Source organism: Streptomyces sp. NK15101 (genome assembly GCF_020400725.1).
In the GTDB taxonomy this organism is placed as follows: domain Bacteria; phylum Actinomycetota; class Actinomycetes; order Streptomycetales; family Streptomycetaceae; genus Streptomyces.
In genome coordinates this window covers 1-11443 of the sequence record NZ_JAINVG010000138.1, presented here as the reverse complement: position 1 = coordinate 11443, position 11443 = coordinate 1, and the positions used below count along the sequence as shown (strand labels likewise).

The following is an 11443-nucleotide window of genomic DNA, read 5'->3' as shown; positions in this document are numbered from 1 at the left end:
GCCACCACCGACCCCCGGCGCGGCTGCACCGAGAGGAAGCCCTCCGACTCCAGGCGCTGCATCGCCTCGCGCACCGGCACCCGGGAGACCCGCAGCTCGTCGGCGATCTCCCGCTCCACGAGCCGCAGTCCCGCCGGGTAGTCGCCCTCGATGATCCGCTCGCGCAGCTCCACGTACACCCGCTCCCGCAGGGACGGGTGGCTGTCCCCGATGGCGGTGCTGCGGGCGGCGGGGCGGGGGGTGGTCATCGGGAGGGCTCCAGTCGGGGCGGGTGGAGGTGGTGGTTCCCCGATCTTCGCAGACCCGCGCGGCAGGGTCCCGAAGCGAGGGTCCGCAAGCCATTGCTTGGTATTCGGTATACCAGATACCTTGGCGCCGCGCCGCGATCACCAGGGGGATCGCGGCGCTCGCCCCTGCGACTCGTACGTACTTCGCGAAGGAGACACCATGAGCGAGGCCTCCGCCCCGCCCAGGCCCACCGTCCTCCTCGGGGCCACCCTCCCCGACGGCCGCACCGTCGACGTCCACCTCCGGGGGGGCCGGGTGAGCGCCGTCGAGACGCACGTCCCCGGCCGCCCCACTCCGCCCGGCGCGCTCCACCTCGGCGGCGCGCTGCTGCTGCCCGCCCTCGTCGACGGCCACGCCCACCTCGACAAGACCCTCCTCGGCGCCCCCTGGCGCCCGCACCGGGCCACCGCCACGCTGCGGGAGCAGATCGCCGCCGAGCGCGACTCCCGCCGCACCGAGGAGGTGCCCGTCGCCGAACGGGCCGCCGCCCTCGCCCGCCGCATGGTCTCCCTCGGCACCGGACACGTCCGCTCCCACGTCGACGTCGACCCCGACACCGGCCTCGACCACCTGCACGCCCTCCTCGACGTCCGCGAGGAGTTCCGCGGCCGGCTCGGCATCCAGCTCGTCGCCTTCCCGCAGTCCGGGGTCGTCACCGCGCCCGGCGTCGCCGAACTCCTCGACGCCGCCCTCGCCGACGGCGCCGACCTCGTCGGCGGCCTCGACCCCGTGGGCTTCGACGGCGACGCCGCCGGCCAGCTCGACATCGTCTTCGGCCTCGCCGAGCGCCACGGCAAGGGCATCGACCTGCACCTCCACGACGGCGGCGAGACCGGCACCGCCCAGCTGCGGGACATCGCCGCCCGCACCGCCGCCCTCGGCCTCGGCGGCCGGGTCGCCGTCAGCCACGCCTACGCCCTCGGCGACGTCGACGACGCCGAACTCGCCCGCACCGCCACCGCCCTCGCCGCCGCCGGGGTCGCGATCATGACCAACGGCCCCAGCGGCCCCGTCCCGCCCGTCCTCCGGCTGCGCGAGCACGGCGTCCGGGTCTTCGCGGGCTCCGACAACATCCGCGACACCTGGTGGCCCTACGGCACCGCCGACATGCTCGAACGCGCCACGATCATCGGCCTCAGGGCCGGGCTCATGACCGACTCCGAACTGTCCGTCGCCGCCTCCCTCGTCACCGGCGAGGCCGCCGCCGCGCTCGGCATCGCCGACCACGGCCTCGCCCCCGGCGCACGCGCCGACCTCGTCGCCGTCGCCGCCGGCTCCGTCCCCGAGGCCGTCGCCGCCCACCCCCGCCGGCTCCTCGTCCTGCACGCCGGACACGTCGTCGGCCCCTTCGCCGACGACGCCTACCCCGCGCTCGTCCCGCCCGCGCCCGCCCTGCCGGCGCCCGCCCCGTCCGCTTCCGTCACGACCGCCGGAGGGGCCGCGTGAGCACCGACACCCCATCCCACACGGCTCCGACGGCCCCCGAGACGGCGGGCCGCCTCGCCGTCGGCCGGATCGGCACCTTCGACCTCGTCTTCTTCGTCGTGGCCGCCGCCGCGCCGCTGACCGTCCTCGCCGGCGTCGCCCCCTTCGCCATCGGCATCGGCGGCCCCGGCGCCCCGCTCGCCTACCTGGTCTCCGGCGCCCTGCTCGCCCTCTTCGCCGCCGGGTTCACCGCGATGAGCCTGCACGTCCGCAACGCCGGGGCCTTCTACGCGTACGTCGCCCGCGGCCTCGGCCGCACCCTCGGCGTCGGCACCGCCTACGTCGCCGTCGTCTCGTACAACCTCGTCACCCCCGGAGTCGCCGCGGCCTTCGGCTACTTCGCCGCCGGATCGATCCGCGACACCACCGGTGCCGACGTGCCCTGGTGGCTGCTCTCCGGGCTCTGCGTCCTCGCCGTCGGCGTGCTCGGCCGGCTGAGGGTCACGCTCAGCGCCAAGGTCCTCGGCATCGCCCTGGTCCTGGAGGTCCTCTCGCTCGTCGTCATGGACGGCGGCATCCTCCGCGAGCGCGGCACCGCCGCCCTCGACACCGCGTCCTTCGCCCCCTCCACCCTCGCCTCCGGCGGCGTCGCGGGCATGTTCGTCCTGGTCATCGGCGCCTTCACCGGCTTCGAGGCCACCGCGATCTTCGCCGAGGAGGTGCGCGAACCGCGCAGGACCGTGCCCCGCGCCACCTTCATCGCGATCGGCTTCCTCGCCGTCTTCTACTCCCTCGGCTGCTGGCTGGTCATGGGCGCCTTCGGCACCGACGAGGCCGTGGAGCTGGCCCGCGCGGCCGACGGACCCGAACTCACCTTCCGGGCCGCCGAACTGTACGCGGGACCCTGGCTGGCGGACGCCATGCACGGCCTGGTCATCGTCAGCGCCTTCGCCGCCACGCTCGCCTTCCACAACGCCGGAGCCCGCTACCTGTACGCCCTCGGCCGCGAGGGCCTGCTGCCCCGCCGCCTCGGCGCGGTCTCCGGGAAGCACGGCTCGCCCGGCGGGGCCATCGTCGCCCAGACCGGCTTCAACCTGGCCGTCATCGGCGCCGGGACGCTCCTCGCCGCCGACCCGTACGGCGAGGTCTTCCTGTGGACCAACAGCGTCGGCGTCCTCGGCATCATGGGCATGCAGGCCCTCGCCGCGCTCGCCGTCCGGGCCTACTTCCGGCGCGACCGGATGGGCCTCTCGGCCGCCCGGGTCGTCTGGGCGCCGCTCGTCTCCTGCGCCGGCCTCACCCTGCTCACCGTTCTGGCCGTGGTCCACTTCGACCTGCTCACCGGCCGCACCGGCGCCGTGAACACGGCCCTCCTGGTGCCGCTGCCGGTGGTCCTCGCGGCCGGCCTGCTCGTGGCCCTGCGCATCCGGCGCACGGACCCCGAGCGGTACGCCTCGCTCACGACGGTGGACGTGGAGCGGGACTGAGCACGGGTACGGGGGCGGGGCCCGGCCCCGCCCCCGTACACCCCTCACACCAGGCGGCCGTCCCGCGCCACCACCCGGCCCGCGCGGACCACCAGGTCACGGCGGGGCAGGTCCACCACCGCCTGCGGCAGGCACTCGCCGTCGACGAGCATGAAGTCGGCGGGGGAGCCGGGCCGGAGGTCCGCCTTCGGCAGGCCGAGCAGCTCCGCGCCCCCGTCGGCGGCGAGCCGGAAGCAGTCCTCCAGCTCCTCGTCGAGCCGGGCGTCCAGCGCCCAGGCGGCGAGCCAGGCCCGGTGCAGCATGTCCGCGTCGCCGAACGGGCTCCAGCTGTCCCGGACCCCGTCCGAGCCGAGACCGACCCGCACCCCGCGCTCGGCGAGCCGCCGGAACGGCAGGATCGTGGTCGCGGACAGCGCGACCGTGGTGAGCGCGATCCCCGCCTCCGCGAGCAGGTCCGCCGTCTCGTCGAGCTCCCGGCCGGACAGACCGGCGACCGCGAAGGCGTGCGCCACGCTCACCCGGCCCCGGAGGCCGAGCGCCCGGGTCCGGGCGGCGATGTCCCGCAAGGGCGCCAGGCCCTGCTCGCCCCGGTCGTGGAGGTGGATGTCGAGCCCGAGCCCGTGCTTCTCGGCGAGCCCGAAGACCGTGCCGAGCTGGTCGCCCCCGTGGCCGCCGTCCGCGTCGAAACCGGCCGGGTCGATGCCGCCGATGTGGGTGACGAGCCCGCTCCCGGCGGCCTCCGCCAGGAGCTCGGCCGCCCCCGGGGTCCGGACCACCCCGTGCTGCGGGAAGGCGACCAGCTCGACGTCGACGATCCCGGCGAGCTTCCGGGCCGCCTCGGCGACCCCCTCGATCCCGGAGAGCCCGTAGGCCGGGGCCACGTCCGCGTGGGCGCGCATCGCCCGGGTGCCCCGGGCGGCGGCGTGCGACATCAGCCGCAGCGCCCGCTCGGCGACCGGGGTCGGCAGGGCGCGGGCCAGCTCCACGTCACCGGCGACGTACTCGGCGATGCCGTGGGCCGGCCGGCGGCTGTGCCAGGGCTCGCCCCAGGAGGTCTTGTCGGGGTGGATGTGCGCGTCGACCAGCGTCGGCAGCGCCAGCCGCCCGCCCCCGTCGACCCGTTCGACCTCGGCGTCCGGCGGGACCTCCGCCACGAGTTCGCCGTCCACGGCGACCAGGTCGCGGGCGGGGCCGCCGAAGGGGCGTACGTCGTGGAAGACGGTGGCGGAGCGGGGCGGGGGCGGGATCACGGGGGCTCCTCGGGCGCGGTGCGACGGGGTACGGGGGAGGTGACGCTCCATTTGGTATACCACTCGGCTCCGGCGGCCTCCGCGGCCCCGTGGCTCCGGCGACCCCCGCACTCACCAGGCCAGGTCCTCCAGGGCGTCCAGGTCCGGGACGGTCATCGCCACCGGTTCGGAGCCCTCCGCGCCCACCCTCAGCTCCGCCCAGATCGTCTTGCCGCGCCGGGCGTACCGCGTGCCCCAGCGTTCCGCGTACTGGGCGACCAGGTAGAGCCCGCGCCCGCCCTCGTCCGTCGTCGCCGCGTGCCGCAGGTGCGGCGAAGTGCTGCTGCCGTCCGAGACCTCGCAGATCAGCGTCCGGTCCCGGTCGTGGAGGAGCCGTACGCGCACCGGATCGGCCCCGTACCGCACCGCGTTCGTGATCAGCTCGCTGAGGATCAGCTCCGCCGTGAACGCCAGCCCGTCGAGCCCCCACTCCGACAGCTTCGCCGCCGCCGCGTTCCGCACCGGCGACACCGCCGACGGGTCCCGGGGCACCTCCCACTCGGCGATCCGGTCCCGGTCGAGCAGCCGGGTCTCCGCCACGAGCAGCGCGATGTCGTCCCGCTGCGTCGGCGAGAGGAGCGTCGCGAGCACGTCCGCACACGTCTGCTCCGGACTCCGGCCCGGCCGGGCGAGCGTCGACCCCAGCAGCCCCAGCCCCGTGTCCAGGTCCCGCCCGTGGTCCTCCAGGAGCCCGTCCGTGAACAGCACCAGCTTGCTGCCCTCCGGCAGCCACAGCTCCGTCGACTCGAAGGGCACGTCGCCCAGGCCGAGCCCCAGCGGCAGCCCCGGCGACAGCTCGGGGAACTCGACCCGCCCGTCGGGAGCGACGAGCGCCGGACCGGGATGGCCCGCGCTCGCCACCGTGCAGAGCCCGGACGCCGGGTCGTAGATCGCGTACAGACAGGTCGCGCCGGTGATGCCCTCGTCCCGCCGCCGCACCTCGCCGCCCGTGCCCTCCCCGTCCCCGTTCTCGATCCGGCCCGTCAGCTCGTCGAGATGGCCCAGCAGCTCGTCCGGAGGCACGTCCAGGGTCGAGAAGTTGTGCACCGCCGTCCGCAGCCGCCCCATGGTCGCCGCCGCGTGCAGCCCGTGCCCCACCACGTCGCCCACCACGAGCGCCACCCGTGCCCCCGGCAGCGGGATCACGTCGAACCAGTCACCGCCCACCCCGGCCTTCGCCGGCAGGTACCGGTACGCCACCTCCACCGCGCTCTGATCCGGCAGCACCCGGGGCAGCAGGCTCCGCTGCAGCGTCACCGCCATCGCGTGCTCCCGCGTGAACCGGCGCGCGTTGTCGATCGCGACCGCCGCCCGCGCCGCCAGCTCCTCCGCGAACGACAGGTCGTCCTCCCCGAACGGCTCCGGGGTGTCCGCCCGCCAGAAGTTGGCCATCCCGAGGATCACCCCGCGGGCGAGCAGCGGCACCGTGAGCAGCGAGTGCATCCCGTACGCCAGGGCCTGTGCCGCCCCCTCCGGGTCCTGCGCCCGCCAGCCCTCCGCCGCGGCCAGCTCCGGCTCCACCACCGCGTGCCGCGCGTGCAGCGCCTTCGCCATCGGGGTGTTGCGGACGTCGAAGTGGACCGTGTCCCCGACCGGCTGGAGCGGCTGGTCCGGCCGCAGCCCGCTCAGCGCCGTCCGCCGCATCTCCGCGGCCGCGGCCGCGCCCTCCGGCGGCTCCTCCCCGCGCAGCACCGGTTCGAGCAGCTCCACCGTCGCGAAGTCCGCGAACCGGGGCACCGCCACCTCCGCCAGCTCCTCCGCCGTCCGTACGACCTCCAGCGTCGTCCCGATCCGCACCCCCGCCTCGTACAGCAGCTGCAGACGGCCGCGGGCCACCGCCGCCCGGCCGGTCACGGCCGCCAGCTCGGTGGTGTCCCGCATCGTCATCACACTGCCGGACTTGGTGCCCTCCGAGAACGTGGGGCGCACGCTCACCGCGAGCAGCCGGTCGCCCGCCCGGTGCACCTCGTCCGTCGCCGACCGCCCCGACTCCAGGAGCTCGACCGTCCGCGGATCGAGGCCGAGCTCCGACACGGACAGCCGCTCCGCCTCAGCCGACAGGCCGAGCAGCCGGCGCGCCTCGTCGTTGGCGAGCAGCAGCCGGTGGTCGGCCCCCACGATCAGGACCCCTTCCCGGACCGCGTGCAGCACCGCCTCGTGGTGCTCCTTCATCCGGGTCATCTCCGCCGGCCCGAGACCGTGCGTCTGCCGCCGCAGCCGCCGGCTCACCAGGGCCGCCCCGCCCACGGCCGCCGCCAGGGCGCCGCCCGCCGCGCCGAGGAGCAGCGGCAGCCGCTTCTGCACCGAGTGCGCGATGCTCTCCACCTCGATGCCGCTGCTGACCATGCCGACGATCCGGCCCTTGTCGTCCACCACCGGGACCACGGCCCGCACGGCGTCGTTGGGCGCGCCCCGGAACAGCTCCGTGTACGACTCGCCGTCCACCGTCGCCCGCGAGAGGTCCCCGGTCGCCTTCTGGCCGATCAGCTCCGGCTGCGAGTCGGTGTACCGCACCCCGGAGGGGCTCAGGACCGCGATGAAGTCCACGCCCGTGGCCCGCCGGGTCGCCTCCGCCCGGTCCTGCAGCTCGGCCGTCGGATCGGGCGAGGTCAGCGCCGTGTCGATGCCGGGCGCGTGGGCGAAGGCCTCCGCGACCGCGAGCGAACGGATCCGGGCGTCCCGCTCGGTGTCCCGCCGCTCCTGTTGGAACGTCACGAACGCCGCCACCGCGATGACCAGGAGCGCGATCAGCGCCTCCAGGGCGAACACCTGCCCGGCGACGCTCCGCAGCCCCGTGCCGCGGCCCCCGACCCGCCCCTTCCGCCGGGCGTGGGCCCGCTCCCGCCCCTTGCTCCGGTCCCGGGCCGTCATCCCGTGCTCCTGGCGATCAGCAGCGCCACGTCGTCCGGGGCGCCCGGCCGGCGCAGCGCCCGCAGGAGCCGGTCACAGGTCTCCTCCAGCGGCCCGCGGTCCTCGTCGAGGAGGCGGACGAGCAGGTCGAGCCGCTCGTCGATCGCCTCGTGACGGGTCTCGATCAGGCCGTCCGTGTAGAGGACCAGCCGGTCCCCGGGCCGGAACGGCACCCGGGCCGTGCGGAAGGCGCCCCCGCCGACGCCCAGGGGCACCCCCGTCGAGAGCCGCACCAGCTCGGCCGGGCCGTCCGCCGGGACCCGGACGGGCGGCAGATGTCCCGCGTTCGCGATCCGGCACCGCTGCCGCACGGGATCGTGCACGGCGAAGAGACAGGTCGCGATGTAGTGCTCCAGGCCCGCCGTGATCCGGTCCAGATGCCGCAGGACCTGCGCCGGGGACAGATCGAGGTCCGCGAACGCGCAGGTCGCGGTCCGCAGCCGGCCCATCGTCGCCGCCGCGTCGATCCCGCTGCCCATCACGTCCCCGACGACGAGCGCCGTCTTGTCGTCGGGCAGCGCGATCACGTCGTACCAGTCGCCGCCGACCTCGCTCGAAGCGTGCGCCGGCTGGTATCGGGCGGCGACCTCCAGGCCCGTCCGCGCCGGAGGCGCCCCCGGCAGCAGGCTCCGCTGGAGCGTCACCGCCGAGTTCCGCACGCTCTGGTACCAGCGCGCGTTGTCGATGCTGACGGCCGCGCGGGCCGCCAGCTCCGTCGCGAGCAGGACGTCGTCCCCGTCGAAGGGCAGCGCGTTGCGGTCCCGCTTGAGGTCCAGCGCGCCCAGCACCTCGCCGCGCGCGATCAGCGGCACCGCCAGGTACGAGTGGACCCCCGCCCGCGCCAGCAGCTCCGCGGCCTCGGGGCTCCGCGCGATCCGCGACAGGTCGCCGGGGCCCACGTGCTCCACCAGGACCGGCAGACCGGTGTGCACGCACCGGGTGACCAGCCGGTCCGCGCCGTACATCGCGACCTCCCCGGGCGGGTCCGCCGCCGGCAGCGCGTCCGTACGGCTGCCGGCCTTCACCGCGAGCGCGCGGAACAGCTCGGGACCCTCCTCGGGCGAGCCGGGCCTGCGCAGCGCCAGGACGGAGTCGAGGACGTCGACCGCGGCGATGTCCGCGAGCTCGGGCACCACCACCGAGGCCAGCTCGTCGGCCGTCCGCTCCACCTCCAGGGTGGTGCCCACCCGCGCCGAGGCGTCCGCGATGAGCGCCAGCCGCCGCCGGGACCGGTCGGCGTCCGCGTCCGCCCGGTGCCGCTCGGTCACGTCGATCACCGAGGCCGCGACCCCCTGGACGCGGCCGTCCGCCCCCTCCAGACGGTAGAAGGAAAGGGACCAGGTGTGCTCCCGCTCCGGGTCCGCGGGCGTCCGGCCCACCGCCGGGTGGTCCAGCAGGGGCGTCCCCGTCGCCAGCACCTTGCGCAGCGCCGCCTCCAGGGGCTCGGCGTCGATCCGCGGGAGCATGTCGGCGATCCGGCGGCCCAGGTGTTCCGAGGCCGGGATGCCGTTCATCCGTTCCAGGGCCGGGTTCACCAGGACGTAGCGCAGGTCGGTGTCGAGGACGGCCAGGCCGATCGGCGACTGGGAGACCAGCCGGTCGGAGAGCGCCAGCTCGGTCTCGACCCGTTCGACGGCGGCGCCGTCGGCGGCGATCCCCAGCGCGTACAGATCGCCCAGGTCGTCGGTGAGCCGCATGTTGCGGAACTCCACCCGCCGGACGGAGCCGTCCTTGTGCCGTACGGGGAAGGTGCCCGCCCAGGCCGTGCCGCCGTGCAGCACCTCGCCGAAGAGGCGCATCGCCTCCTCCCGGTGCTCCTCGCCGACGATCAGCCGGGCCACGTACCGGCCGAGGGCCTCGTCGGCGCGGAAGCCGAAGAGGCTCTCCGCCTGGGGGCTCCACAGCACGATCCGGCCGTGGGCGTCCACGACGACCGCGGCGACCCCGAGCACGTCGAGGAGCCCCTTGCCGTCCAGGGGCACACCGACCCGCCCCGTCGTCCCCGGGAAGGAACCGGCCGTCACGCTGCCCTCCTCCCGCCGCGCCGTGCCTGTCTCCATGCTCCCCGCCCCCAGGCACCCCCGCACCGCGAGGCCTCCCGCCGCGACCGGCCGCGGTCGCGACCCTCCACCCCGCCGGACCGGCCCCTCCGCGCCCCGTCGTGGGCGGTCGCTCCGCCGGGCCGGCGCCCCTCCCGCCCCCCGTTGTGGGCAGTCGTTCCGCTGGGGCGGAACGGGTGGGCACAACGGAACGGCGCCCCTTGCCGGGCCCAGGCTTCCGCGCCCTGACCCGCACCCCGTGCACAGCTCCCTGGTGGTGCGGGTCAAGGCGCGGAACGCGGAGGCGCCGCTGAAGGGCGCCGTCCCGTGTGCCCACCCTCCCCCAAGCTCTCGGCTTCGCTCGAGCAGGGGGGACCCCCTTGCCCCAGCGGGACGACTGCCCACACGGGGGGTGGGCCGGGGTACCGCCCCGCCGGGCGCGGCGCACACGGCGGGCGGGCGGGGGCACCGCCCAGTAGGGCGAGGCCCCCGCACGAGGCCGGGGCACCGCCCAGTCGGGTGCGGCCAGTGCGGGGGCGTCGCCCCGGTGGGTGCGGCCCGTACGGGCCGGGGAGCGTTCAGCCGGGCGGGCGGGGCGTCGGCTCCGGCTCCCGGTGGCGGGCCAGGGACACGAGGCCGAGGGCCCAGCCCACCCCCGCCACCGCGACCGACGGGAGCAGGACGCGGGGTTCCGCCACCGCGACCAGGCCCGCCCCCAGCGCGATCGCCAGGGCGTTCGGGGCCATGACCAGGGTGTGGGAGGTCGCCGCCATCCGGCCCACCGCCTCCGCCGGGGCCTCCCGCTGGACGGCCGTCATCACGGCGACCAGGACCCACGGCATCCCCAGGCCGATCACGGCGCTCGCCGCCAGGGCCGTCGCCTCGTACGGCAGCGCTCCCCGGACGCCCACCGCGACCGCGAACAGCGCGAGACCGGCACCGGCGAGGGCCCGCTCCGGGATCCGGCGCAGCAGGGGGCCGGTGACCAGGCCCGCGAGGACCGAGCCCGCGCCCTGGACCGCGTACAGCACTCCGGCGTACGCGGGCGCGTGCCCGAGCCCACCGTCCACGACGGCGTAGATCGCGGCCCCGTTCACCCCGGCGAGCAGCATCGTGAACGCGCCCGTCGCCACCAGCGGCCGCAGCACCCGCGAGGCCCGGAGCAGCCGCACCCCCTCGGCCGTCTCGCGCCACCAGCTCCGTGACTCCGGCCGGGCGGGCCGCGCCTCCCGGACCGGCATCAGCGCGAACACGCCCGCCGCGACCGCGAAGCTCGCCGCGTCCAGGAGGGCGACGGGCCCGCCCCCGTACCGGGCGAAGAGGCCCGCCGCGACCAGCGGGGCGATCAGCTTCATGGACTCGTTCGCCGTCATCCGCAGCCCGTTGAACGTGCCGAGCCGCCCCTCGTCGACGACGACCGCCACCAGCGCCTGCTCCGCCGCCTCGTGGACGGCGCCCTGCGCCCCGTACAACACGAGGACCGCGAAGAGCAGCCACACCCGGTCCGCCGACTCCACCCACGGCAGGAGCGGCAGCAGGACCGCCATCGCCAGGTTCAGGGCGACCAGGAGCGGTCTGCGCCGCACCCGGTCGGCGAGCGTGCCGAGCAGCGGCCCGAGGAGCACGGGCGCCCAGAGGGCGAAGGAGGCCAGGGCCGCCAGACTGTCCGAGCCCGTGAGGGACTTGACCCAGATTCCGGAGACCAGCCACATCGCCGTCGTACCGAACCCGGACACGACGACACCTGTCAGATACAAAGACCAGCGCATGGCCGAAGGCTGTCGTCCGAGGCGGGGCGCCCGGATCCGGCAGATGCCCTATTCAGACGCCCCGGTCGGACCCCGAGACGGCGTACAGCGCCGTGCGCGCCGCCGCGCACAGCTCGTCGTCCTCCGGTACGGACCGCCAGCTGCCGTGCTCCACCGGCCGCTCGTCCACGTCGAGGAGGGCGCGCAGGACGGGCGCGGCGGGCGGGGGGGGGGGGCCGGGCCGGGGGGGGGGGCGG

Annotated in this window: 8 protein-coding genes; 2 read left to right on the top strand and 6 right to left on the bottom strand. The window is 76.2% G+C overall.

All coding sequences use genetic code 11. The features are described 5' to 3' along the window. The coding region (locus K7G60_RS36780; RefSeq protein ID WP_225805314.1) for a GntR family transcriptional regulator at positions 1-248 on the bottom strand (248 nt) is incomplete at its 3' end. 199 nt (positions 249-447) lie between these two features. On the opposite strand from K7G60_RS36780, the gene K7G60_RS36775 reads away from it, so the two are divergent. Further along, positions 448-1734 (top strand): amidohydrolase, encoded by a 1287-nt coding sequence (locus tag K7G60_RS36775; RefSeq protein WP_263986719.1) that lies wholly within the window; start codon positions 448-450, stop codon positions 1732-1734. Further along, complete coding sequence (locus tag K7G60_RS36765) at positions 1731-3200, top strand: APC family permease (RefSeq protein WP_225805313.1); 1470 nt, start codon at positions 1731-1733, stop codon at positions 3198-3200. Before K7G60_RS36775 ends, K7G60_RS36765 begins: the two co-directional genes overlap by 4 nt. Before the next feature lie 44 nt (positions 3201-3244). Here the strand turns inward: K7G60_RS36765 and K7G60_RS36760 are convergent, their stop codons facing one another. From K7G60_RS36760 to K7G60_RS36740, 5 genes are all read right to left on the bottom strand, one after another. Beyond that, the gene (locus K7G60_RS36760) at positions 3245-4501 is read right to left on the bottom strand and encodes an amidohydrolase (RefSeq protein ID WP_263986718.1); all 1257 of its coding nucleotides are present in this window, start codon (positions 4499-4501) and stop codon (positions 3245-3247) included. A 60-nt stretch (positions 4502-4561) separates the two neighbouring features. Next, the gene (locus K7G60_RS36755) at positions 4562-7360 is read right to left on the bottom strand and encodes a SpoIIE family protein phosphatase/ATP-binding protein (protein ID WP_225805311.1); all 2799 of its coding nucleotides are present in this window, start codon (positions 7358-7360) and stop codon (positions 4562-4564) included. After that, positions 7357-9459 (bottom strand): SpoIIE family protein phosphatase, encoded by a 2103-nt coding sequence (locus K7G60_RS36750; protein ID WP_225805310.1) that lies wholly within the window; start codon positions 9457-9459, stop codon positions 7357-7359. Before K7G60_RS36750 ends, K7G60_RS36755 begins: the two co-directional genes overlap by 4 nt. Before the next feature lie 557 nt (positions 9460-10016). Then, positions 10017-11207 carry an MFS transporter gene (locus tag K7G60_RS36745; protein WP_225805309.1) on the bottom strand — a complete coding sequence of 397 codons (1191 nt, stop codon included), beginning with the start codon at positions 11205-11207 and terminating at the stop codon, positions 10017-10019. A gap of 52 nt (positions 11208-11259) precedes the next feature. Continuing rightward, a partial coding sequence (locus K7G60_RS36740) for a hypothetical protein (RefSeq protein WP_225805308.1) occupies positions 11260-11443 on the bottom strand: 184 nt, incomplete at its 5' end.

Coding starts and splice junctions, on each gene's coding strand:
- K7G60_RS36775 (WP_263986719.1), top strand. CDS start 448: ATGAGCGAGGCCTCCGCCCCGCCCAGGCCCACCGTCCTCCTCGGGGCC.
- K7G60_RS36760 (WP_263986718.1), bottom strand. CDS start 4,501: ATGGAGCGTCACCTCCCCCGTACCCCGTCGCACCGCGCCCGAGGAGCC.
- K7G60_RS36755 (WP_225805311.1), bottom strand. CDS start 7,360: ATGACGGCCCGGGACCGGAGCAAGGGGCGGGAGCGGGCCCACGCCCGG.
- K7G60_RS36750 (WP_225805310.1), bottom strand. CDS start 9,459: ATGGAGACAGGCACGGCGCGGCGGGAGGAGGGCAGCGTGACGGCCGGT.
- K7G60_RS36745 (WP_225805309.1), bottom strand. CDS start 11,207: ATGCGCTGGTCTTTGTATCTGACAGGTGTCGTCGTGTCCGGGTTCGGT.